This is a genomic window from Bradyrhizobium tunisiense (genome assembly GCF_042263385.1).
Classification (GTDB): domain Bacteria; phylum Pseudomonadota; class Alphaproteobacteria; order Rhizobiales; family Xanthobacteraceae; genus Bradyrhizobium; species Bradyrhizobium tunisiense.
Window position 1 is genome coordinate 738,937 of record NZ_JBHLEV010000002.1, and the last position, 22,677, is coordinate 761,613.

Below are 22,677 nucleotides of genomic sequence, written 5' to 3' on the forward strand. Positions count from 1 at the left end.
GATGGGCGCGGCCGAGGCAGCAACTGGCCTGGCGCTCGCGGTGGCACCGTCCCTGCTGGTGGAATTGCTGTTGGGCGCGGCGCCCGGCGTGGCTGCCGGCATCACAGTCAGCCGCGTAACCGGTGTGGCGATGGTCGCGCTCGGCGTTGCGTGCTGGCTCGCGCGGCACGACGCCGCTGGCCCTGCCGCAAAAGGATTGGTCGCTTCCATGCTGATCTACAATGCAGCCGTGGTCGCGATCCTCGTTCTGGCGTGGACTACCCAAGGACTGTCCGGCGTCGCTTTGTGGCCGGTGGTGCTCGCCCACGCGGCGCTGGCGGTCTGGTGCCTCGTGGTCCTGTCATTCGGAAGCGAAGAAAAACGTTCCTTGACGAAACCTTTCCCAACCAACTGAGGATATGAACATGAAGCAGTCGATCGCGATGTCAGCCATACTCATTGCCGGGTTCGTGGCCGCAAGCACCGAACAAGCGAGCGCCGTGGTTTACTGCCAGTATGTTGCCTACCCCGTCGGGTGCATTGTACGGCCCGGTGTCGTGCTGCGACCGCGACCGGTCGCCCGAGCCGTGGTAACCCCCGGCGTCGGCGCCGTTGGTGTAGGCGTTCGGCCTGGAACGCCGATGAATCGGGGCGGCCCCGTCAATCGAGTCGGCCGGCGCTGAGAGAAACAGCACCTCACAGTCGCCGCTGCGGCCCGATATCCGGCGATCTAGGGCTGGAGATGCCCTAAGAGGCGCTGCCGGTCCTGTTCAAGAGCCCGCTGATCCTTTCGCATCGCGTCAAGTTCTGCTTCAGCTGCCGTTGTGTCCTGTTTACTGCGTTTGAGCTCAATGATGCGCGCTTCGCACACGGCCAGTCTCCGCTCTCCTTCGATCACCTGGCGCTCTACGTTCCTGAGTTCATCTGAAAGAGCTTCTCTAGACATCGATGCTACGTTCCGCGGAAACGCCTCTTAATCAGATGTGCGGCCGCGAGAACGCCGAACATCCACATCAGGAATGTTGCTGCAACATCTCACGATGCCTGCGACCGCGTTTCCGAACGCTCATAGTTACCAAGCTGCGGACCAACGATCACAGGCCTGCAGACGTTCCTATGCTCCAAGGCAATCTTGGTCGCTAGATGTCCGGTTGTGGCCCGTAGCGGACCCTACGGTGATGCGAGCTGGGGGCCGCTTCTGACCCATTGCTGACCTAGGCCAGCATCTGCCAAATTGTCTGCGAGTGATCATTCCGGGAGCCCGAGACCCCAATGATAATCGCTGAAGCCGCTGCGAAATGGATCGAAGAAAACACGCGTGAGGACATTTCGGAGTTTAGTAATGACGAAGATGCTCTCATGGCATGTGTCGTCTGGGTGACCGGAGATACCAGATTAGAAAGCGTTGTCCCCCGTTTGGGGGTTAGTCTGATAGAAAAGAGCCAAGCGCAAGGCCGGCTTCTGAGCTGTGCTTCGTATGAGTGTGAGATTGCGAATCTAGTCCCTGACTCCGTTTGGGCAGCTCATTCCGAAAGCATTATAGGGCTGTCCGAAGAAGGACTGGCATTCGCAAAAGCGTCCTGAACTGACACTTCGTGGCATTCGGTACGAGCGGTAACTCTCCTCATGCCCCGTACCTGACCTTCACGGCAATCCCGACTGAGCCCCGTTTCTGACCCATAGCGGATATCCGAGAGCCGGAATAAGATGGAGCGTGACAAGCTCTCGGCCGCTAAGCATCGCAATTCGGATACCAGACGTGGCTCTCTCGCGTTCTGATCTAAACGCCTTGTTAGGTTTACAAGTGGACCGGTATGAGGAGTCGTCTCAAGGCGCGTATGCTCAGATCGACATCGCAGACTGCGCAGGTCAATGGGCCGCCGCTCTCGACCGCATTCAATCAATCCGCACCATCATTCCACGGCTGATTTCCGCAGGTTCGATTAGAACGCCAAGCTTGGATGTAGCTATGGTCTTTCCCCATTCCTCTTTATCTGAGTCCTTAATCATCCCAGCCGATCTGGCTGCGGCGGCCGGCGAGGCGGGGATAGACATTCAGTTGTCCGTGTATAAGACCGACTAACGGTGTCGCCTGTTGGCCTTTAGCGAACTGTGCTGGACGCCGTGGCATGGGCAGCTTTTGACCCATTGCGGACTCGCTCCCAAGAACCGTACAATCTCTCCGAGTGCCTACTGATGCGGAGGGGGCATTCTCAGGACCAACTCTGACTAGGGTGGTTTCGTGCACGCTGCGCTTGCAGAATTGATTGAAGCACTCAAGCGTGCATCGACGGGCGAACTAGTCTCCCTCGACTACGCCCGGGCCATCAGATTCCGCCATCCCGAAGCCTCGATCAATGAATTTGCCAACGAGTGTTGGCGACGCTTGGTCAATTTCTGTGATGATGAGGACATCCGGTCCAGAGATCCCGCGTACGATAACCAGATGAAGCAGGAAATGCGCTGGCGTGCGCAGGAGCTTTCGGAGCGATCAAGTTAAGCATGTGAGAGGTCGCTGAATTCCAAGCACGTCGTGGCCTTTAACGGCTCTCTGTTTCTATGTCCTAACGTCGGCTTGTGGGTGCGAAACGGACCAAGAGCGAGTATGGCTGAGACGCCCGCATGTGACCCGAAGCCGACATATCGATCTACAATGCGAGGTAGTGGACCAATATCGATTATTCCGATAGAAGTTCCGCCGGGCAATCTAATGATGTGATGCGCAAATGAGTGGGCGTCAAAGGGAATAATGAGAATCGAGCGGCGGCGTCTAGATCCCGTTGTCCGATATTGCGTCGAGCGCGGTCTAGCGAAGATTAAGCGCAAGCAATTTAGCACAAGGTTAAGTGTGACGCTCTTGGATTCAGGACTACATGATCGCGACGAATAGTGTGCGTTAATGTCCGCTTCTGGCCCTTAGCCGACCGGTTGGGGCGACATGGCCATGTCCGCTATTGAAAGCTGAACCGACAAGGCGCCGCCACCGCGCGGGCTGGTCGGGTTTATTAGTGCACCCTATAGTCTTGCGCGAAGCAATCGATCCCCATTCATTGCCGGCATCGGTCTTGTAAACCGGTGTTTCATCGGAAATCGGGTGGCACTGTTCGCCGCGTGGTCCTAGGCCAGCGGGCTCGGCCGTCGATGTGAGAACCCATGCCCCCAAGCGACAACAGGATCGACGCGCGCGACTGGTCGCTGCTCGCTCTGCTCTCGATCCTCTGGGGCGGCTCGTTCTTCTTCAACGGCGCCGCGTTGCGAGAACTGCCGCCGTTGACGCTGGTGTTCCTGCGCGTTGCGCTCGGCGCGGCCATTCTCGTGCCGCTGCTGCGTATGCAGGGGCTCGGTTTTCCCAAGAGCATGTCGGGTTGGACGCCATTCGTTGTCATCGGCCTGCTCAACAATGTCATCCCGTTCTCGCTGATCGTGATCGGCCAGACGTTCATTCCGAGCGGACTGGCCTCGATCCTGAATGCGACGACGCCGCTGTTCACGGTTCTGGTGATGGCGTCGTCGGGCGAGGAGACCTTGCATATGCGCCGCGTGGCCGGCGTGGCGCTCGGCCTTGCGGGCGTGATCATCCTGCGCGGATGGGGCCTCGAGACAAGGACCGGGCAGGGGCTCGGCATCCTGCTTTGTCTTGGCGGCGCCTTCAGCTACGGATTGGCCGCACTGGCAGCGCGGCGATTGCTCAAGGACGCAGCCCCGCTCGGCACGGCGACGTTCCAGCTGATGGCGTCAACCGTGATGATGGCGGTCGTCGCCGGTGCTGTGGAGCAGCCTTGGCGTCTGCCGATGCCGGGGCTTGCGACCTGGCTTGCGGTGCTTGGCCTCGCTGCCCTGTCGACCGCGCTCGCTTACATCGTCTTCTTCCAGGTCCTGCGGCGTTCGGGCGCCAGCAACGTCGTGCTGGTGACGCTGCTCATTCCCGTCACCGCCATTCTGTTGGGATGGCTGGTGCTGGGAGAGCCGATCTCGATGCGCGAGATCGCGGGCGCCATCGTCATCGGCAGCGCGCTGCTGGTGATCGACGGGCGTCTTCCGAATCTGCTGCGCCGCGGCAGGTAGATTTCGGACCCGCGCGTTTCACTTCGCGACGTTGCGCCAGCGCTAGCCCGCGCTGAGGCGGACGCCGGCGCGCAGGAACTTCTGCGGATCGACCGCTTCGCCTTCGATGCGGGTCTCATAATGCAGATGCGGCCCGGTGGAACGGCCGGTCGAGCCGACGAGGCCGATCACCTGGCCGATCTTCACGGTCTCGCCGACCTTGACGTTGATCTCGGAGAGATGGCCGTAGCGGGTCGAAAGCCCGTTGCCGTGGTCGACCTCGACCATGCGGCCGTAACCGCCGGACCAGCCGGCGGAGACCACCTTGCCGTAGGCGGTGGCGCGAACCGGATCGCCGCTGGCGGCGCGGAAGTCGAGCCCGGTATGCATCGCGGGCCGTCCGAGGAAGGGATCGCTGCGGACGCCAAAGCCGGAGGTGAACTCGACCTCGCCGATGACGGGCTTGCGGTAAGGCACCAGCGCCAGCGTTCGATTGAGACGATCCATCTCGGCCCGCGTGATGTTGATGCGGTTGAGCTGCTTCTCGAATGGTCCGGCATTCGCCGTCAGTTTGACGGGTACGAACGGCCCGCCCATCGCCGCGCGCGGCACGGCGGCTTCGAGATGGGCGAGATTGAGGCCGAGATCGCTGACGACGCCGCGCATCCGGCGCATGCGCGAATCCATGCTTTCCTCGACTGCGCTGAGCGTCGCCATCTGGCGACGCTCGACCTGGTCGAGCGAGGTCGTGAGCCGGACGAGGACGTTGTCGAAGCCCTGGTTCTTGGCGAATTGGCTGGTCGGCGGGCCAGAGACGGCCGGCGCGCGCGATTCGAGCCGCGCCTCGCGGTCCGGCGGTGCCACGAAGATCACGGTGTCGCTGATCGGTGAGGGTTTTGGCGTGCTCTGACTCGCATCGCCGCGCTGTGGGGTCGCCCGGGGAATCGAGCCGGTCACGTCGGGCATGGCCCCGAGCGCCGTGGCCCGGGACTCCAGCGCCGTCTGCCGCTTCATGATCTGGTCGAGCTTCTGGTCGAACTGTTCCTGGTCGAGCAGCTGGCGGCTGGTGGTGCGGTCGACCTTGGCGCGCAGCTCGGCAATGCGATCCTCATAAGCGTATTGCATCTCGGCCTGGCGCGCGATCAGCCGGGTCAGGACGTCGTCACGGAAAGCAAAATAAGTGGCGGTCGCCGCCGACCAGAGACCGAGCAGCACCACCGTACCGACCACGATCCAGAACACCACGGGCCCGAAGCGGACCTGTTTGCCGGCGTGGACGATGGTGTAGGCGTCGTCGGTCGCGGGAAGGGGAAGCGCTGCGGCTGCTGCGACAGCGGGCCGGCGTTGGAAGGCCCGTCCGTGGTCGTGAGGATGATGTTGGGGGTACTGCGAGTATTGGGCAGAACTTTTCGACATCGGCACTCCCGCGCCGGTCGGATGAGTCCGTACGGCTTAATTGCCGCAGCAATCTGGGCCGGTCATGGTTAATTTTCCGGAAACGGGAACATGCGAATTTAAAGGACTGGTTAAAGACTTCTTGCCGCTTCCAGCACCGCATCGGCATGTCCGTCGACCCGGACATTCCGCCAGACCTTGGCCACTTTGCCATCAGCCCCGATCAGCACCGTGGTGCGAAGAATTCCGAGGAAGCTATTGCCATACATGGACTTTTCGCCCCAGGCGCCATAGGCTTCCAGCATCTCGTGTTGCTCGTCCGAAAGCAACGGGACACCGAGATCGTGCTTGTTGCGGAACTTCTCCTGGGCCTTTAACGGATCGGCTGAGATCCCGAGCACGGCGGTGGCGGCAGCCGCGAAAGCGCCAGCCAGGCGGGTGAAATCGATCGCCTCCCGGGTGCAGCCGGGGGTATCGGCGCGCGGGTAGAAGAACAGGACCAGCTTTTGGCCGGCATAGTCGGCCAACGTGACCATCTCGCCGCCGTCGCGGGGCAGGCGGAAGGCGGGGGCCTTGGTGCCCTCGGCGGGACCCGATTTCGCGCTTGCGGGCGCGGATGCCGATTTGGAGGAATTTAACTGTTTCGATGCGGCCTTATGTGATCCTGCTTTTGCCAAGCTCCCGGTTGATTTGCCTGCCGGTGTCCGTTGCGTTTTCGCGGAGCTTGTTTGAGTCGATGCCCGTGCTTTCAGGGCCTTCTTTTTAGCCGTCGGACTGCCGGAGGGCGTTTTGGACAATTTCGTTCGGGATTTCTTGGACATACGCCTTCCTTTCGACGCTTTCGGCGGGTCAACCGAAACGGTATTGCAGCTCTCGTCCGGCGTGCCGGAATCGCGCCCTCGGCTGGGCAAGTCTGGCGACGCCGGAGTATGGTTACAAGGAATTCCACGCACCACCCCACTGCTCGTTGAACGCGCTCCCGGGGCGAAATGACGAACAGCAGGAATATTCGAGGTATGGCTGCAGTGCCGGCGCAGGGGGCTTCGCGTCCCGTGGACGGCTGTGGTCCCGGCGGCGCTCAATCCTACGACGGGCGCCTGTATCGAGAGGCAATGGCAAGGAATAAGTCGCCCCAGGATTACAATCGGGACTTCGATCGGCGTGGTGGCGGGCAACAACCGCAGGAATGGGACGACGCCGATTGGGACCCGGATCAGGAGGCGGCCGCGGGCTATCGCGCGCGCCGGTTGTTGTCGCGTTCCAATTCGGGCTTTCATCGCGTCGGTGACGGGTTTGGGGCGTTGCGCCGCTGGCTGGCCGCCGATCGGTGGCTGAAGCGTTTCATCCTCGTCGTCGGGACTCTCGTCGTCATCTTCGTCGGCTGTTTCGGTGCGCTCTGGTGGCGGCTCGGTGCAGGTCCGATCAATCTCGACATCGCAACGCCATGGCTGGCGGCCGCGATCGAGGACAACATCGGTCACGGCAACACGGTTGAGATCGGGGGCACCCAGATCGAGCGGGCCGGGCGGATCCGCATCGCCGTCCGCATCCGTGACATCGTCGTCCGTGACCGCGATCACGCCGTCGTTGCCAGCGCGCCCAAGGCCGAGGTGAAGCTGTCGGGTGCGGGTCTGCTGATGGGGCATCTGCGCGCGGAAAGCCTCAATCTCGTCGACGCAGAGCTCGCGATCCGCATCGCGCCCGATGGCACGGTCACGGTTTCGGCCGGTGACACCACGAAGCCACTGGCAACGGGCGTGGCCTCCAAGAAAGAGGCGGGCCTGCCGCCCACATTCCCCCGCGCAGGCGTTCCGCCGCCGCCCTTCGTCACGCAGCAGCCTGCGAGCCCGGAGACGTCCCAGGCGGCGCCTCAGGCAACCGCGCAGAGCGGAATCCTGCAGGGCCTCGATTGGCTCGACAGCTTGAGCATGACCGGCCTCGACGGCCAGAATCTCAACGAGATCGGTTTGAAGAACGGCAATCTGATCGTCGACGATCAGCAGCGCGGCAGCAAATGGTCGTTCGAGAACATCACGCTCAGCCTGCGCCGCCCGAGCCGCGGCGGCGTTACGCTGAGCCTGGGCGAGGAGGGCGCACGCCCGTGGATGCTGCGCGCCACGATCGGGCCGGCCGAGAACGGCGTGCGCTCGGTCGACATCAAGGCCGACAAGGTCTCGACCTCCAACATCCTGCTGGCGCTGCGGGTCAAGGACCTCACCTATACGGCCGATCTGCCGCTGACGGGCGAGCTCAAAGGCGAACTCGGCCGCGATGGCGTGCCGACATTCTTCCGCGGCAAGATCGCGGTCGGCGCGGGCAACATCATCGACACCGACACGCCCGACTATCCGATGGCGATCGACCAGGCCGAGATCAACGTCGAGTGGGATGCCAATCGCCGGGTGCTGGTCGCACCGTTCAAGATCCTGTCGGGTGCGAACCGTCTGACGCTTCTGGCCCACCTCGAGCCGCCCAACGGCACCGTCAATGACTGGCAGCTCGGCTTCAGTGGCGGTTCGATCCTACTCGGCGGTATCGACAACGAGCCGCCGCTCGTCTTCAACCGCATTGCGATCGGCTTCCGTTTCGACACCGACCACAAGCGCTTCCTGCTGACGCAAGCCGACATCAGCAATGGCGAGATCGGCGTCGCCGGCACCGGCGCCATCGACTATTCGGGCGAGCCGCGCCTGACGCTGGGCTTTGCGGGAACGCCGATGTCGGCCTCTGCGCTGAAGCGGATGTGGCCGACGCTGGTCGTTCCAGAGTTGCGCGAATGGGTGATCGAGCGGATCGAGCGCGGTACGCTTCAGCGCATCGAGATCGGCGTCAATTCGCCGACGAAGAACCTTCCACGCAAGGGCCCGCCCATTCCCGACGACGGCCTGTCGGTCAACATCGTGGCGAGCGGCGTCGCGGTCCGTCCCGTGGACGGCATGCCGGTCGTGCACGATGCCGATTTGAAGGCGCGCGTAACCGGGCGCACCGCGACCGTGAATATCAGCCAGGGCATTGCCGATACGCCCGCCGGCCGCAAGGTCACGATTTCCGATTTCGTGTTCGAAGTGCCTGACATGGCGCCCAAGCCGTCGCCGTCGCGGACCAAATTCCGCGTCGAGGGTCCGGTGCCCGCGGCGGCTGAAATGCTCTCCAATGATCGCTTGAGCGATCTGTCGTCGACCGTCGTCGATCCCAACACCAGCAAGGGGACATTCACGGCGAACATCCAGCTCGGACTGCCGGTCAAGGGTGAGCTGACCAAGTCTGACACGACCTATTCCGTGGCGGCCGACCTCAACGGCTTCTCGGCCGACAAGCTGGTGATGAACCAGAAGCTGGAGGCCAACAGCCTCAAGATCGTCGCGAACAACGGGGGGTATCAGGTTAAGGGCGACGTCAAGATCAACGGGCAGGCGGCTTCGCTCGATTATCGCAAGCCGGCCGAAGGCGATGCGGACGTCAGACTGCAGGCGACGCTGGACGATGCGAGCCGGGCGCGCTTGGGATTCGATCTCGGCCCTGCCGTCAGCGGATCGTTGCCGATCAAGCTGTCGGGCAAGATCGCCGCAGGTCCCGACCAGACGACGAAGCTCGGCGTCGAGGCCGACCTGACATCGGTCAAGCTCGACAATATCCTGCCGGGCTGGGTCAAGCTGCCGGGGAAATCGGGCAAGGCCAGCTTCAAGGTGGTGCCGACGGCGCAATCGACGCGGCTGGAGGACATCGTCGTTGAAGGCGGCGGCGCCTCGATCAGGGGCTCGCTCGAGGTCGACGCGAACGGCGACCTCATGAACGTGAACTTCCCGACCTATTCGCCGTCCGACGGCGACAAGACGTCGTTGAAGGCCGAGCGTGGTCAGGACGGCGTCATCAGGGGCACCATGCGCGGCGACGTGTTCGATGGCCGCGGTTTCCTGAAGTCGGCGATCTCAGGCAATTCCAAGGACGATTCCAGGAACAAGATGAAGAACGTCGATTTCGACATCGACGTGAAGCTCGGTGCCGTCGCCGGTTTCAATGGCGAGGCGATGCGCAGCGTCGATGCCAAGATGTCGAAGCGCAACGGCGCCATCAAGGCCTTCACCCTGAGCGGCAAGATCGGCCGCGATACTCCGGTGGCGGCCGATCTGCGCGGCGGGCGTGCGCAGGGCAGCCGCGAGGTGATCTACCTCCAGACCAACGATGCCGGCGCGCTGCTGCGCTTCACCGACACCTACACCAAGGCGGTCGGCGGCCAGATGGTGGTGGCGATGGAGCCGCCGTCGTCGGAGCCGAACACCTCGCGCGAGGGCCTGATCAACGTCCGCGACTTCACGGTGAAGGGCGAGGCGCAGCTCGAACGCGTCGCCGCCGGCGCGCCCAACGGCACCGGCAACGGCGTCTCCTTCAGCGCGCTCCGCGCCGAGTTCACCCGGCAGAACGGCGCGCTCACGATCCGTGACGGCGTGGTCAAGGGCCCGATGATCGGCGCCACCATCGAGGGATCGATCGACTATCCCGGAAACCAGGTCTGCATGAGCGGCACCTTCGTCCCGATGTATGGCGTCAACAACATCTTCGGCCAGATTCCGCTGTTCGGCATCTTCCTGGGTGGCGGCAACAATGAAGGGTTGATCGGCGTGACCTATGAGGTGGTCGGCACGCCGGCGGCGCCGGTGATGCGCGTCAATCCGATCTCGGCGATGGCGCCCGGCCTGTTCCGCAAGATCTTCGAGTTCAACACCGGCAAGCAGAATTCGCCGTTCGAGGAATTCCCCTCGCAGTCGAACGACGGCTCGACCGGCTCGGCACGCCAGCTGTCGAGCGGCTGCAGCCTGGCGCGGCGGTAGCGCAAAGCCCAAGATGCCGTCATGCCCGGGCTGGTCCCGGGCATCCACATTCGTCGTGCGACGTGGCCAAAACGTGGATGGCCGGGACAAGCCCGGCCATGACGATGTGGCGACACCTCAGCGCCAAACTTCCTGAGTTCTAAGTGCCAGCCTACGCCGCGCGCACGCCGGCCAAGAACGTCCCGACTTCGCCGGAGAGCTGTTCGGCCTGCTTGGAGAGGTTGCTGGCCGCGGCGAGCACCATGCCGGCGGCATTGCCGGTCTCGTTGGCGGCGGTGGAGACGCCGCCGATATTGGTGGTGACTTCTTGGGTCGCCTCCGCAGTCTGCGAGACGCTGCGGGCGATCTCGGCGGTGGCGGCGCCTTGCTCCTCGATCGCCGCGCCGATCGAGGTGGCGATGCGGCTAACCTCCTCGATGGTGGCGGTGATGCCGCCGATGGCGTCGACGGCTTCCCTGGTCGCGCCCTGGATCTGGGCGATCTTGTCGCCGATCTCGCGGGTGGCCTCCGCGGTCTGGCTCGCGAGCGACTTCACCTCGGAGGCGACGACGGCAAAGCCGCGGCCGGCTTCGCCGGCACGGGCGGCCTCGATGGTGGCGTTGAGCGCGAGCAGATTGGTCTGGGCGGCGATGTTTGAGATCAACTCGGCGACGTGCTCGATCTGCTGAGCGCCGTCCGAGAGCGCGCGCACGATGGTGTCGGTGCGGCGCGCGCTGTCGACAGCGCGTCCGGTGACCTCGGCGGATTGCGCGACCTGGCGGCTGATCTCGGTGATGGAGGAGGACAGCTCCTCGGCGGCAGCCGCGACGGTCTGGACGCGCTGACTGGCTTCGGTGGCGGCCGAGCCGACGACGGCGGCGCGGCGGTTGGTGCCTTCAGCGGTCGAGGACATCGACTTGGCGGTGGTCTCGAGCTGGCCGGAGCCGGAGGCCATCAGGCCGACGAGCTGGCCGACGGAGGCATCGAAACGGTCGGCGAGCGCGATCAGGGCGTCGCGCTTCTCCTGCTCGGTGCGGGTCTTGGTGGCGACCTGCTCGGCCTCCAGCGCGCGCGCCGTCAAAGCCGTCTGACGCAGCACTTCGAGGGTCTCGGCCATGCGTCCGATCTCGTCGCCGCGGCCGGTTTCCTCGACCGGCTTGTCGATCGCGCCTTCGGAGATCTCCTGCATGCGGTTCTTCTGGCGTTCGAGCGCGCCGAGCACGTCGCGGGCGATCAGCCAGGACAGCGCCGCCATCAGCAGCATCAGGCCGATGCCGATCGCGCCGAGCTCCAGCGTCAGCGCGCGCACGTCCGCGTCGATGTCGTCGACATAGAGGCCGTAGCTCATCGTCACGTTCCAGGGCGCGAATTTGCGCGCGAACACCGTCTTGCGGACAGGTTCGGTCTGGCCGGGGCGGGGGTAGAGATAGGAGGTTACGCCGCCCTGTGCGGTCTGATCACCCGCCTTGATGATGGCGTCGGCGATCAGCACACCGTTGGAGTCCTTCGCGCCCGTGATCTTGCCTTCGAGCTGCTGATTGGCGCCGTTCACGACCAGGGAGGAGTCCTGGTTGTAGACCACCGGGTAGCCCTGGTTGCCATTGAAGTTCATGCGGCGGCCGCACTGGTGGAACAGGGACTTGGCCTCGGCCTGCGTCAACTTGCCGGCGGTCACCTCGTCCTGGAGCGCTTGCGCGTAGTTGTAGAGCAACTCCACCGCCGTCCGCATCTGCTGGACTCGATCCTCCATCATGCGGCTCTTGCTGAGCAGGGCGGATACGCCGATGATGGCCGTGACCGTGAGGGCCGCGAGGCAGACCATGCTGGCAAGCTTGGTGCGGATCTTCAGATGGCTCAGCAACTTCATCACAGCCCCTACGGAATGGTTGTTATTGCTCGTGTCGGTAGCATGAAGTTCTTACCAATCATGAATGGACGCGTGCGGCGTGCTCCTGCGCGCAGCGTCTGCAGCCGCGTGCACAAACATGCAGGCCGAACGTGCCTCGCCGCACGTGGCGCGTCAGGTCGCGGGGAAAAATGATGTCGGAATTTGGTGATGATCAAGCGCGGCCGGAGCAGCGATGAACCGATTCGTTCACCGCATCATCATGTCCGTGCTGCTGGTTGCGGCCCTCGTCCTGATCTGGAACGTGCTGGGCGCGCGTTGAGATGGCACCGGCGGATCCGCCGGTGCCGTCCTGCTTGCGGGGTCACTTGAGGGCGCGCCAGCGCAGTGCGTCCGCGCCGCTATTTCTTGCCCATCGCTGCATCCGCACTGACCGAGCCGCCGCCGGCAGCCGACAGATAGAGACAAGCAAAGCAGAACAGGATCGCCTCGGTACCGCGATTGAGCAGCGGCAGGAACACCGGCGTTTCGCCCTTGAACATGTGGCCCATGAAGTAGGCGAAGGCCATTTCACCGGCGAGGATGAAAGCGGTGAGGCGGGTGAACAGGCCGAGCATCAGGAGCGCACCGAGCACGAGTTCGAGCACGCCGGCCGCGTAGATCAGCGGCGGGATGTTGGCGAAGTATGGAAGCACCGGAAACTTGAAGATCTTGGCAACGCCGTACTGAAACAGCAGCAGGCCGGTGATGAAGCGAAACAGGCTCAAGAGAACCGGTTGGAAGCGAGTGAGATAGGGAAAGTCCATTGGTTTGTGCCCTCCATCCAATGGGCGACTTGGACCGTATTCAATTCCATCTCGCAAGCCACCCAGCGTCATTTCCATTCTGACATTTTCGTCATGTAGGACAAAATAACGCACGCCCGGCCAACAGAGGCGCGCGGCCCGCGTTTTTTTGCACGAGCTGGCGTCGTGCCCATCCGTAATTCCCCGGTGACGCGAACGCGCTCAGGTTACTTCCGGGATACTTACCGCCGCAAGGCGGGGACGATCAGGAATGGAATCATTCCGAGGATCACGCTCGCGAGTGCGAAGGCAAGCACCGCGTTGTAGCCGTGGGTCGCGTCATGAATCAGCCCGCCGCTCCAGGAGCCGAACGCCGAGCCGAGGCCACTGCCGATCGAGATCGTGCCGTAGATGGTTCCCACGCGCTTGCCCTGGAAGATCCTCATCGCGGTGGCGCTGATCAGGGGGCCGCGCGAGCCCATCATGCTGCCGAAGCAGATGACGAAGCCCGTGAGCAGAACGACGTTCGGATAATACTGCAAGAGCCAGAGCAGGAAGATGCCGAGGATCGAGATGGCGTAGCTGAGCAGCACCGACGGCCGCCGCCCGATCAGCCCGTCGAGCGCGGACACGCCCAACATTCCGAACACCAGGACGATTCCGGAAAACCCCCAGGCCGTCGCAGCCTGAAGCGGCGGGAAGCCGGCATCGATCAGATAGGCAACGATCTGCGCGGCGATCGCGTACATGCCGACGGCGGTGAAGAAGAAGGTCGCGAACAGCGCCCAGAAGGCGTGATGGCGCATGGCGCCGAGAAGCGTCCAGCCCTTGTCGACGAAGTCGGGATCGGTCTTCTTCACGACATGCGGCGAGCCCGCGGCGAACAGCCGCCAGGGCAGCAGCATCAGCGGAACGAGCAGGCCCAGTGCCGCCAAGCCGAACAGCTGATAGGTGTCGCGCCAGCCGATGTGATCGATCAGGAGCTGCGAGGCAGGCAACAGCGCCAGCACGCCGCCGCCCATGGCCGAATACACCACCGACATTGCGGTCGGCAGACGCGGTCCGAACCAGCGGCCGAGCAGGATCGAGTTCGGCACGATGCCGATGAAGGCGACGCCGATGCCGACGCAGAGGCCGATCGAGAGCTGGAACTGCCAGAGATGCTGGGCGTGGGCCGCGATCAGGAATGCCGCGCCGAGCAGCAACAGGCCGAGCGCATAGACGATGCGGGGTCCGGAATGGTCGAACAAGCGGCCGACGAAGGGCGCGGTGAGACCGCTCGCGAGCCATGTGAGCGAATAGACCGAGACGATCTGCGCGCGGTCCCAGCCGAAGCTCTCCGAGATCGGCTTCAGGAAAACCGTAAAGCTGTCGCCGAGCCCGCGGCCGAGCACGGCCAGCGTGAAGCAGAGCGCGAGCACGGTGAGCGCGACGCGCACGGCACCTTGCGGGGGCGCCGCTACGCCGTCCTTGCTCGTTTCCTTGACCGCAGCTTTGGGCGTGTCCTGGTCCATTGCTCGTCAGGGAGCGCGTATCCGCGCGCCCTGACAAGCAGTGAAAAGCTCATACGCCTATGCAGGCTTGATCAGGATGTGCTTCTTCTTGCCGAAGGAGAGCTTGATCACGCCTTCGGGCGTCAGATTGGCCGCCGAGAGTGCCATCTTCTCGTCCGTGACCGGCTCGTCGTTGACGCGCAGGCCGCCGCCCTTGATCTGGCGCCGTGCTTCCCCGTTGGACGTGACGAGACCCGCCTTGACGAAGGCGTTGAGCACGCCGAGGCCGGCCTCCAACTCGCCGCGCGGAATTTCCACCGTCGGCAGGCTCTCGGCGAGCGCGCCTTCCTCGAAGGTACGGCGCGCGGTCTCCGCCGCTTCGTTCGCGGCATCGCGGCCGTGCAGCAGCGCCGTTGCCTCGGTCGCGAGCACCTTCTTGGCCTCGTTGATCTCCGAGCCGCCGAGCGCCTCGAGCTTCTTGATCTCGCTCATCGGCAGCGTCGTGAACAGTTTCAGGAATTTGCCGACGTCGGCATCCTCGGTGTTGCGCCAGTACTGCCAGAAATCGTACGGCGAGAACTGGTCGGCGTTGAGCCAGACCGCGCCTTGCGCGGTCTTGCCCATCTTGGCGCCCGAGGCCGTCGTGAGCAGCGGCGTCGTCAGCGCGAACAGTTGATGCGTGCCCATGCGGCGGCCGAGATCGACGCCCATGATGATGTTGCCCCACTGGTCCGAACCGCCCATCTGCAATTTGCAGCCGGTACGCTTGGCGAGCTCGACGAAGTCGTAGGCCTGGCAGACCATGTAGTTGAACTCGATGAAGCTCATCTCCTGCTCGCGCTCGAGGCGCAGCCGCACGGAGTCCATGGTCAGCATGCGATTGACCGAGAAGTGCCGGCCGACGTCGCGCAGCATCTCGATCCAGTTCAGCCTGGTCAGCCACTCCGCATTGTCGAGCATGACGGCGTCGCTCTTGCCTTCGCCGTAGCGCAGCACCTTCGCGAACACGCCGCGGATCGATTCCTTGTTGGCCTCGATCTCGGCGACGGTGCGCATCGCGCGCGTCTCGTCCTTGCCGGAGGGATCGCCCACCATGGTGGTGCCGCCGCCCATCAGCGTGATCGGCTTGTTGCCGGACTGCTGCAGCCAGTGCAGCATCATCATGGTCAGGTAATTGCCGATATGCAGCGAACGGGCGGTGCAATCGTAGCCGACATAGGCCGTCGCTTCGCCCTTGGCGGCGAGCGCGTCCAGCCCCTCGAAATCGGAGCACTGGTGGATGAAACCACGTTCCTGCAGGGTATTGAGGAAATCCGATTTAAATGCAGTCATCTGTCGGCGCGCCTGACAATTCTTGGTTTACTGTTTTGGGGGCAATTTAAGGGTCTTGGGTGGGAACCCGATGGCTGCCCGCCGCTTGGCGCTGTGGCATTATAAGATGTGTCCCTCTGGCACAAGATCGGCATGCCGGCGCGGGACTTTCGAGGACGCTGATCCCATGATGTTGACGGCACTCGGTTTGATGAGCGGTACCTCGCTGGACGGGGTGGACGTCGCGCTGATCGAGACCGACGGGAAGCAGGTCAAGGCGTTCGGCGCGACCGGCTACCGGCCCTATAGCCCGGCAGAGCGCAATCTGCTGCGCCAGGCGCTCACCGAGGCTGTGCACCTGCCGCAACGCGAAGCCCGGCCGGGAGTGCTGGCCGATGCCGAGCGCGCCGTGACGCAGGCGCATGCCGAGGCGGTGGCCGCCTTCTTCGCCCAGAATCGCATGAGGCCGGAGGATATCGACATCGTCGGCTTCCACGGCCAGACCGTGCTGCACCGCCCCGAGAAGCGGCTGACGGTCCAGATCGGCGACGCGCCGGCGCTGGCGAGGGCGATCCACGTTCCGGTGATGTTTGATTTCCGCGCCGCAGACGTCGAGGCCGGCGGGCAGGGCGCGCCCCTCGTGCCGGTCTACCACCGCGCGCTCGCCCATTCGCTGGGCCGCGAAGGGCCGATCGTCGTGGTCAATATCGGCGGCGTTTCCAACATCACCTATATCGACGGCAACGAGACGCTGATCGCCTGCGACACCGGCCCCGGCAACGCGCTGCTGGATGATTTCATGTACCGCGCCATGAACCAGGCGTTCGATGCGGAAGGAAGATTTGCAGCTCTCGGCAAGGTCGATGAGGCCTGGATCGCCAGCGCACTGAAGCTGCCGTTCTTTACGTTGCCTCCGCCGAAATCGCTGGACCGTAACGACTTCGCTGCACTCAAGCTCGGCGACGTCGCGCCCGCCGACGGCGCGGCGACCCTGACCGCCTTCACCGCGGCGGCGATCTCCCGGATCATCCCCTTGTTGCCGCGGCGGCCGCGGGGCTGGATCGTCTGCGGCGGCGGCGCCCGCAACCTCACCATGCTCAGGATGCTGCGGGAGCGGGTGGGCTCTGCGACCGTCGAGGCGGCGGAGACGCTCGGCTGGGCCTCCGATGCCATCGAAGCCCAGGCCTTCGGTTTCCTCGCTGCCCGCGGCCTGAAGGGCCTGCCGCTGTCCTATCCGGCGACCACGGGCGTGCCGATGCCGATGACGGGCGGGGTGATCGCGCGGCCCTGAGGGCGGCTTCAATTCGGGAAAGTGGAATATTTTTGCCGGAAGGGGTGACGAGGCTTGCGGTGTTTTGCCCGACGCCAGCGCCGTCATCCTAATACCGCAACGATCCTGCGATCGCTTCGCTCCGCTCCAATTAATGCAACTGCATTGATCTTGACGGGTGCATGCAGATGCATCTATCTTAGATGCATCTGCATCCAACCGCCGGGATCAATGCCATGACCGCCTCACTGAAACTGATCAGCCACAAGCTCTGTCCCTACGTGCAGCGCGCCGTGATCGCGTTGAAGGAGAAGGGCGTTCCGTTCGAGCGGGTCGACATCGATCTCGCTGCCAAGCCCGATTGGTTTCTGAAACTGTCGCCGCTCGGCAAGGTGCCGGTGCTGGTGGTGACGACTGACAAGGGCGAGGTCGCGCTGTTCGAGAGCAACGTGATCTGCGAGTACATCGAGGAGACCCAAGGCGGTGCGAAACTGCATCCGGCTGACCCGCTGAAGCGTGCCGAGCACCGCGCCTGGATGGAGTTCGGCTCGGCGATCCTCGGCGATCTCTGGGGGCTGGAGACGACGACGGATGCCGCGACGTTCGAAAGCAAGCGGCAGGCGCTCGTCGCAAAATTCGCGCGTGTCGAAGCCGCGCTAGGCGGGGGTCCGTTCTTCGCCGGCGATGCGTTCAGTCTGGTCGATGCGGTCTTCGCGCCGATCTTCCGCTATTTCGACCTGTTCGACGAATTGACCGAGCACGGCATTTTCAACGACGTGCCGAAGGTCCGGGACTGGCGTGCGGAGCTATCGAAGCGTCCGAGCGTCCGGACTGCCGTGGGCCAGGACTATCCGCAATTGCTGCGCGCCTTCCTCGTCCGCCACGACGCGCATCTGCTCAAGCTCGCGGCCTGAGCGCAACGCCGATGTCGCAATCCATGGCCTGGCTGATGCTGGTGGTCGCCGGCGCGCTCGATGTCGGTTGGGCGATCTCGATGAAATATGCCGAAGGCTACACGAGGTCGGGCTGGAGCATCATTTCGCTCGTGCTGCTCGCCGCCTTCGTCGTCCTGCTCGGGCGCGCGTTGAAGGTGCTCGAGGTCGGCGTTGCCTATTCGGTGTGGACCGGCATCGGCGCGGCCGGCACCTTCGTGATGGGCGTGGTGCTGTTCGGCGAGACCTTGAGCGCGATGAAGATGGTCGGCATCGCGCTCGTCTTGGCGGGGATCGTGGCGCTCAAGCTGGCTTAGCGAACGTTCGCCAGCCGCATGTCCAGATACGCCGTGATGGTTTCCATCAGCGGCTCGAGCTTGGCGTCGAAGAAATGGTTGGCGCCGGGGATGACCTGCTGGTCGATCACGATGCCCTTCTGCGTCTTCAGCTTCTCGACCAGCGTGTTGACGTCCTTGGGCGGCACCACTGCGTCCTTCTCGCCGTGCACGATCAAGCCCGACGACGGGCAGGGCGCGAGGAACGAGAAGTCGTAGAGATTGGCGGGCGGTGCGATCGAGATGAAGCCCTCGACCTCGGGGCGGCGCATCAGGAGCTGCATGCCGATCCAGGCGCCGAAGGAGAAGCCGGCGACCCAGCAGGCGCGCGCTTCGGGATTGATGGTCTGCGCCCAGTCGAGCGCTGCGGCGGCATCCGACAATTCGCCCGTGCCGTGGTCGAACGAGCCCTGGCTGCGGCCGACGCCGCGGAAGTTGAAGCGCAGCACCGAGAAGCCGCGATGCGCGAACGCGTAGTAGCACTGGTACACGATCTGATGGTTCATCGTGCCGTGGAACTGCGGGTGCGGATGCAGGATCATCGCGATCGGCGCGTTCTTCTGCTTGGCCGGGTGATAGCGGCCCTCGAGGCGGCCGGCAGGGCCGGTGAAAATGACTTCAGGCATGGATGTCTCTGATTGAGTCCCTTGGAGGTGATCCCTGCGCAATCGTCCGATTGAGGCTCACCTGGCGTCGCCGCCGACGAGAGCACGGATGAAAGGTGGAGAGGCGCGCCCTCGGATGATGCGCGAGTGGCGCGCAGGTGAACTGACGCGCGCTTCTAACACGAGGCAAGGGTCAAAAAGCAAGCTTCTTCGACATCTCTCAATGGGCTCAAGAGCTTAGCCAGTCATCGCAGCGTCATGCCCGGTTTGCCGCGGGTGACGGGGACGCTGCCTGGATTTAGCCGGGAGGCGGCAGGGGCGGCTGCTCAGCCGTACCGCACCGATCAACCGATTGGAATTACGACTGTTTATGGATCTCCGGCCGATCGGCGGGGGCGATTCCCACTGGGGCTGTTCGGCTTCCGAGCGAGGCGACCGCCGGCCGGTAGCGCCGGCTGCCTCCGAGCGTCTGGCCGTTGTCGAAGGCGAGCTCGAAATCTCCTGAGGCCTTGAGGTCCACGCCGCGCACCCGATCGAGATTGGCAAGCCTGGTCCTGTGAATGCGAACGATAGCGAAGCGCGCCAGCTCGCTTTCCGCCGCTGCGAGCGTGCCCCGGATCAGGTGCCGGGTGCCGTCGGCGAGGCTGTACTCGATGTAGTTGCCGGCGGACGCGACCCAGAGGATGTCGCGCGGCACCACGCGAATGCGGCTCGTACCGTCGCGCAGCCAGATCATCTCGGGGGACGACGATCGTTGCGGGGCAGGCGGCGCCGGCGGAGCGACTGCGGCCTTCCTCAACTCGCGCCGGCTTTCGAGCAGCCAGATCGTGCTGGCGATCAGGACAACGGCCACGGCGTCCTTGCGGAATTCGTACAGGACCGTCGCGAGCGAGAAGCGGAAGTCGTAGGCGCCTCCGGCCAGCCAGAGCACGAGCTTCCGCACTGCGACCATGCCGGTGATGTGGAGGGCGGAGAAGCCGAGCAGGGCGACCGCCCCGATTCCTGCACGTGCGGCCAGGCCAGGTGTCCGGCGCATGCGGCGGACCGCCAGCACCAGGATCGGCAGCAGCAGCAGGATGACGGAGATGCTCGACATCTCCCAGAACAGCCGCCGGCCGATGTCGTAGGTGTCGCCGCGCCAGGCGGCGTCCTGAGCGCCCGAGAGCGCATTGACGATTCCGATCGCGAGCGCGACGGCCGCGATCGCAGCGAACATCGTCCGGTCGTCGCCGCTGATCCCAAAAGGCCCGCTGTTCGTCCCAGCCGCCGGCGGCTCGTCCCCTCGGCTCCGATTCTGATCCCAAACCGGCTCGACGCGCTCCGACGGCGGGGCATTTTCGGTGTCAGCCATGGCCCGAGCACCGCGTTTGTCGACCCGTCAAGGAGCAGAAAACCATGACAACACCACAGCAATTCCAAAACCCGGAAAGGCGCATCGATCTGGACTGGGTGCGGATTTTAGCCTTCGGGCTCTTGATCTTCTACCACGTCGGCATGCTCTACGTGTCCTGGGGATTTCACATCAAGAGCGTGCACCGGCTGACCTGGCTGGAACCGGTGATGCTGTTCGTCAACCCCTGGCGGCTGTCGCTGCTGTTCCTGGTGTCCGGGGTTGCCACCCGCTTCATGCTCGACAAGTCCAGTCTGGCCTCGCTCGCCGGGGCGCGGTCGGCGCGGCTCTTGATCCCGCTGATTTTCGGCATGCTCGTGATCGTGCCGCCGCAATCCTATCTCCAGATCGTGGAAAGCCTCGGCTATCCCGCAGGCTTCTTCGATTTCTACCTCAGGCACTACTTTGCCTTCGGCGCGCAGTTCTGTCCGAACCCCTGCATCGTGCTGCCGACCTGGAACCATCTCTGGTTCGTGGTCTATCTGTGGGTCTACACGATGGCCCTGATCGGCGTGCTCGCGCTGTGGCCGGCCGGCGCCGAGTGGCTCGGCCGGAAGCTGGCTGTCGTGCTCGCCGGACCATGGCTCCTGATCGTGCCTTGCCTGCTGTTTGCGGCTTGGCGCCTGGTGCTGTTTCCGGCTTTCCCGTCGACGCATGCGCTGTTCGGCGACTGGTACAACCATGCGGACCATGCGACGGCCTTCCTGCTCGGCTTCCTGCTGGCGAAGCAGGAGGGGATCTGGCGCAACCTCGAGCGCCAGCGCTGGGCGGCACTGGTGGCTGCAGGTGCCTGCTTCTTTGCCTTCATCCTGGTTCGCGCCGGCGTTTTCGTGCCGTCACCGCGCTGAAGTGGGGCGCCGCCTCGGCCTATGGTTGCTATCAATGGCTCGCGATCGCCGCTGTGCTGGGCTTTGCGCGGCGCTGCTTCACAGCCGACAGTCCCGTGCGCCGCTATCTGACCGATGCGATCTTCCCGTATTACATCATGCATCAGACCGCGATCATCGTGATCGCGCATGCATTGCATGACAGCGGTCTCCCGGTTGGGATCGAGGCCTCCATTGTCATCATCGGGACCGCGCTCACATGTGTGGTGACCTATGAGCTCGTCCGGCGCATCGCTTGGCTCCGCCCTCTGTTCGGATTGCGGGCGGCGCCGCGGACGGCCGCCAGAATGGAGCAGCCTCGACCGGCCCGACGCGCGCGGCCGTCCGATTGGCCGGATGGCAAAAGGTGCTAAGAGGGCCAGATGCCGACCCGTGTCTATCTCGACTGGAACGCGACCACGCCGCTGCGCCCCGAGGCGCGGGCGGCGATGGTTGCGGCCTTTGACCTCCTCGGCAATCCGTCGTCGGTCCATGCCGAGGGGCGGGAGGCGAGGCGGCTGGTCGAGGAGGCCCGCGCCGAGCTGGCTGCGGCAGTGGGTGCGTTGCCCCGGAACGTCGTCTTTACCTCGGCCGGAACCGAGGCCAACGCGCTGGCGCTGTCGCCGGGCCTGCGCGGACCGGCCGGCGGCCCTGTCCAGCGGCTGCTGGTCTCCGCGGTCGAGCACGCTTCGGTGCTGGCCGGGGGGCGATTCCCCGGAGCCACGATCGGTCTGATCCAGGTCACCCGCTCCGGCGTGGTCGACGTCGAGCATCTGAAGGCCCAGCTCAATGACGGCCCGCCGGCGCTGGTTTCGGTCATGGCCGCCAACAACGAGACGGGCGCGCTCCAGCCAATCGCCGAGGCGGCACGTATCGTTCACGAGGCGGGGGGCCTCCTGCACGTCGATGCGATCCACGCGCTGGGCAAAGTCCCGTTCGATATCAAGGCTGTAGGCGCAGACCTTGCGACCTTTTCTGCGCACAAGATCGGCGGCCCCAAGGGGATCGGCGCCCTGGTCGTGGCCGAGGGGATCGCCGGTCTGGAGCCCGTCCTGCGAGGCGGGGGACAGGAGCTCAACCGTCGTGCCGGAACTGAGAATGTCGCCGGCATCGCGGGCTTTGGCGCGGCGGTGAAGGCCTCCCTTCAGGCTCTGCGGGAGGATGCGGAACAAATGGCAACCCTCAGAATACGCTTGGAAAATGGCGTTCGAGGGATTGCAGCCGCAACGATCTTCTCAGATGATGTCGAGCGGTTACCAAATACCGTTCTGTTTACGGCGCCCGGTCTCAAGGCCGAGACGGCCGTGATTGGCTTCGACCTCGAAGGCGTCGCAGTTTCCTCCGGTTCTGCCTGTTCCTCGGGAAAGGTCCAGCCGTCCCACGTTCTTTCGGCCATGGGCTATGACCCGGTGGTCGCCCAGGGAGCGGTGCGTCTCAGTCTGGGCTGGTCCACCGAACCGGATGACATCAATAGGGCGTTAGAGGCTTGGCGAAAGCTCGGTAATACCCTACTTAAGGGCTAAGCGATGAAACACGGCTTGAACGGTTCTAAGCCCGTGCTTTCCGCCAAAAAACATCGTAATAGACGTCGTAATACTCGTTCGAGTTTGATCCACCG

At 64.0% G+C, this 22,677-nt stretch carries 20 protein-coding genes; 12 read left to right on the plus strand and 8 right to left on the minus strand.

Going from position 1 to position 22,677, the window contains the following annotated elements:
- Position 1 precedes the first annotated feature (1 nt).
- The 5 genes from ACFDR6_RS10875 (at position 2) to ACFDR6_RS10895 (ending at position 4,044) form a co-directional block, all read left to right on the plus strand.
- Positions 2-394 (plus strand): hypothetical protein, encoded by a 393-nt coding sequence (locus ACFDR6_RS10875; RefSeq protein ID WP_317239663.1) that lies wholly within the window; start codon positions 2-4, stop codon positions 392-394.
- Between the two features lie 10 nt (positions 395-404).
- Positions 405-662: a hypothetical protein gene (locus ACFDR6_RS10880; protein ID WP_375858245.1), complete on the plus strand. Its 258-nt coding sequence runs from the start codon at positions 405-407 to the stop codon at positions 660-662.
- Between the two features lie 1,076 nt (positions 663-1,738).
- Positions 1,739-2,062, plus strand: a complete 324-nt coding sequence (locus ACFDR6_RS10885; RefSeq protein WP_375858246.1) for a hypothetical protein — start codon at positions 1,739-1,741, stop codon at positions 2,060-2,062.
- Positions 2,063-2,221: 159 nt separating this feature from the next.
- Positions 2,222-2,479, plus strand: coding sequence for a hypothetical protein (locus ACFDR6_RS10890; RefSeq protein WP_375858247.1), 258 nt, complete (start codon positions 2,222-2,224; stop codon positions 2,477-2,479).
- A gap of 653 nt (positions 2,480-3,132) precedes the next feature.
- Positions 3,133-4,044 carry a DMT family transporter gene (locus tag ACFDR6_RS10895; protein ID WP_375858248.1) on the plus strand — a complete coding sequence of 304 codons (912 nt, stop codon included), beginning with the start codon at positions 3,133-3,135 and terminating at the stop codon, positions 4,042-4,044.
- Positions 4,045-4,086: 42 nt separating this feature from the next.
- Here ACFDR6_RS10895 and ACFDR6_RS10900 read toward each other — a convergent pair whose 3' ends face one another.
- Positions 4,087-5,439 (minus strand): peptidoglycan DD-metalloendopeptidase family protein, encoded by a 1,353-nt coding sequence (locus ACFDR6_RS10900; RefSeq protein ID WP_375858250.1) that lies wholly within the window; start codon positions 5,437-5,439, stop codon positions 4,087-4,089.
- A 110-nt stretch (positions 5,440-5,549) separates the two neighbouring features.
- Complete coding sequence (locus ACFDR6_RS10905) at positions 5,550-6,239, minus strand: peroxiredoxin (protein ID WP_375858251.1); 690 nt, start codon at positions 6,237-6,239, stop codon at positions 5,550-5,552.
- A 195-nt stretch (positions 6,240-6,434) separates the two neighbouring features.
- Between ACFDR6_RS10905 and ACFDR6_RS10910 the strand changes: the two genes are divergently transcribed.
- Positions 6,435-10,247, plus strand: a complete 3,813-nt coding sequence (locus tag ACFDR6_RS10910; RefSeq protein WP_375858252.1) for a YhdP family protein — start codon at positions 6,435-6,437, stop codon at positions 10,245-10,247.
- 151 nt (positions 10,248-10,398) lie between these two features.
- On the opposite strand, the gene ACFDR6_RS10915 is transcribed toward ACFDR6_RS10910, so the two are convergent.
- The 4 genes from ACFDR6_RS10915 to tyrS form a co-directional block, all read right to left on the minus strand.
- Complete coding sequence (locus ACFDR6_RS10915) at positions 10,399-12,093, minus strand: methyl-accepting chemotaxis protein (RefSeq protein WP_375858253.1); 1,695 nt, start codon at positions 12,091-12,093, stop codon at positions 10,399-10,401.
- A 380-nt stretch (positions 12,094-12,473) separates the two neighbouring features.
- Positions 12,474-12,878, minus strand: coding sequence for a DoxX family protein (locus ACFDR6_RS10920; RefSeq protein ID WP_212085643.1), 405 nt, complete (start codon positions 12,876-12,878; stop codon positions 12,474-12,476).
- Between the two features lie 221 nt (positions 12,879-13,099).
- Positions 13,100-14,371 (minus strand): MFS transporter, encoded by a 1,272-nt coding sequence (locus ACFDR6_RS10925; protein ID WP_212085642.1) that lies wholly within the window; start codon positions 14,369-14,371, stop codon positions 13,100-13,102.
- A gap of 57 nt (positions 14,372-14,428) precedes the next feature.
- Positions 14,429-15,682, minus strand: a complete 1,254-nt coding sequence (tyrS, locus tag ACFDR6_RS10930; RefSeq protein ID WP_212085640.1) for a tyrosine--tRNA ligase — start codon at positions 15,680-15,682, stop codon at positions 14,429-14,431.
- Between the two features lie 166 nt (positions 15,683-15,848).
- On the opposite strand from tyrS, the gene ACFDR6_RS10935 reads away from it, so the two are divergent.
- The 3 genes from ACFDR6_RS10935 (at position 15,849) to ACFDR6_RS10945 (ending at position 18,180) form a co-directional block, all read left to right on the plus strand.
- Positions 15,849-16,952, plus strand: coding sequence for an anhydro-N-acetylmuramic acid kinase (locus tag ACFDR6_RS10935; protein WP_375858254.1), 1,104 nt, complete (start codon positions 15,849-15,851; stop codon positions 16,950-16,952).
- Between the two features lie 215 nt (positions 16,953-17,167).
- A complete protein-coding gene (locus ACFDR6_RS10940; RefSeq protein ID WP_375858255.1) occupies positions 17,168-17,845 on the plus strand; it encodes a glutathione S-transferase family protein in 678 nt (225 codons plus the stop codon).
- A gap of 11 nt (positions 17,846-17,856) precedes the next feature.
- Positions 17,857-18,180 carry a DMT family transporter gene (locus ACFDR6_RS10945; RefSeq protein WP_375858256.1) on the plus strand — a complete coding sequence of 108 codons (324 nt, stop codon included), beginning with the start codon at positions 17,857-17,859 and terminating at the stop codon, positions 18,178-18,180.
- Here ACFDR6_RS10945 and ACFDR6_RS10950 read toward each other — a convergent pair.
- Positions 18,177-18,824 (minus strand): alpha/beta hydrolase, encoded by a 648-nt coding sequence (locus ACFDR6_RS10950; RefSeq protein ID WP_014495555.1) that lies wholly within the window; start codon positions 18,822-18,824, stop codon positions 18,177-18,179. The genes ACFDR6_RS10945 and ACFDR6_RS10950 overlap by 4 nt on opposite strands.
- A 337-nt stretch (positions 18,825-19,161) precedes the next feature.
- Positions 19,162-20,019 (minus strand): LytTR family DNA-binding domain-containing protein, encoded by an 858-nt coding sequence (locus ACFDR6_RS10955; RefSeq protein ID WP_375858257.1) that lies wholly within the window; start codon positions 20,017-20,019, stop codon positions 19,162-19,164.
- A gap of 179 nt (positions 20,020-20,198) precedes the next feature.
- Between ACFDR6_RS10955 and ACFDR6_RS10960 the strand changes: the two genes are divergently transcribed.
- The 3 genes from ACFDR6_RS10960 to ACFDR6_RS10970 all read left to right on the plus strand — a co-directional run bounded on the left by ACFDR6_RS10960 (position 20,199) and on the right by ACFDR6_RS10970 (position 22,582).
- A complete protein-coding gene (locus ACFDR6_RS10960) occupies positions 20,199-21,041 on the plus strand; it encodes an acyltransferase family protein (RefSeq protein ID WP_375858258.1) in 843 nt (280 codons plus the stop codon).
- A 95-nt stretch (positions 21,042-21,136) separates the two neighbouring features.
- Positions 21,137-21,433, plus strand: a complete 297-nt coding sequence (locus tag ACFDR6_RS10965) for a hypothetical protein (RefSeq protein ID WP_375858259.1) — start codon at positions 21,137-21,139, stop codon at positions 21,431-21,433.
- Between the two features lie 9 nt (positions 21,434-21,442).
- A complete protein-coding gene (locus tag ACFDR6_RS10970) occupies positions 21,443-22,582 on the plus strand; it encodes a cysteine desulfurase family protein (protein WP_375858260.1) in 1,140 nt (379 codons plus the stop codon).
- Positions 22,583-22,677 lie beyond the last annotated feature (95 nt).

Bases quoted from the DNA above. Each gene is read 5' to 3' on its own strand.
- ACFDR6_RS10875 (WP_317239663.1), top strand. From the start codon at position 2: ATGGGCGCGGCCGAGGCAGCAACTGGCCTGGCGCTCGCGGTGGCACCG.
- ACFDR6_RS10880 (WP_375858245.1), top strand. From the start codon at position 405: ATGAAGCAGTCGATCGCGATGTCAGCCATACTCATTGCCGGGTTCGTG.
- ACFDR6_RS10895 (WP_375858248.1), top strand. From the start codon at position 3,133: ATGCCCCCAAGCGACAACAGGATCGACGCGCGCGACTGGTCGCTGCTC.
- ACFDR6_RS10900 (WP_375858250.1), bottom strand. From the start codon at position 5,439: ATGTCGAAAAGTTCTGCCCAATACTCGCAGTACCCCCAACATCATCCT.
- ACFDR6_RS10905 (WP_375858251.1), bottom strand. From the start codon at position 6,239: ATGTCCAAGAAATCCCGAACGAAATTGTCCAAAACGCCCTCCGGCAGT.
- ACFDR6_RS10910 (WP_375858252.1), top strand. From the start codon at position 6,435: ATGGCTGCAGTGCCGGCGCAGGGGGCTTCGCGTCCCGTGGACGGCTGT.
- ACFDR6_RS10915 (WP_375858253.1), bottom strand. From the start codon at position 12,093: ATGAAGTTGCTGAGCCATCTGAAGATCCGCACCAAGCTTGCCAGCATG.
- ACFDR6_RS10920 (WP_212085643.1), bottom strand. From the start codon at position 12,878: ATGGACTTTCCCTATCTCACTCGCTTCCAACCGGTTCTCTTGAGCCTG.
- ACFDR6_RS10925 (WP_212085642.1), bottom strand. From the start codon at position 14,371: ATGGACCAGGACACGCCCAAAGCTGCGGTCAAGGAAACGAGCAAGGAC.
- tyrS (WP_212085640.1), bottom strand. From the start codon at position 15,682: ATGACTGCATTTAAATCGGATTTCCTCAATACCCTGCAGGAACGTGGT.
- ACFDR6_RS10935 (WP_375858254.1), top strand. From the start codon at position 15,849: ATGATGTTGACGGCACTCGGTTTGATGAGCGGTACCTCGCTGGACGGG.
- ACFDR6_RS10940 (WP_375858255.1), top strand. From the start codon at position 17,168: ATGACCGCCTCACTGAAACTGATCAGCCACAAGCTCTGTCCCTACGTG.
- ACFDR6_RS10945 (WP_375858256.1), top strand. From the start codon at position 17,857: ATGTCGCAATCCATGGCCTGGCTGATGCTGGTGGTCGCCGGCGCGCTC.
- ACFDR6_RS10950 (WP_014495555.1), bottom strand. From the start codon at position 18,824: ATGCCTGAAGTCATTTTCACCGGCCCTGCCGGCCGCCTCGAGGGCCGC.
- ACFDR6_RS10955 (WP_375858257.1), bottom strand. From the start codon at position 20,019: ATGTTCGCTGCGATCGCGGCCGTCGCGCTCGCGATCGGAATCGTCAAT.
- ACFDR6_RS10960 (WP_375858258.1), top strand. From the start codon at position 20,199: ATGACAACACCACAGCAATTCCAAAACCCGGAAAGGCGCATCGATCTG.
- ACFDR6_RS10970 (WP_375858260.1), top strand. From the start codon at position 21,443: ATGCCGACCCGTGTCTATCTCGACTGGAACGCGACCACGCCGCTGCGC.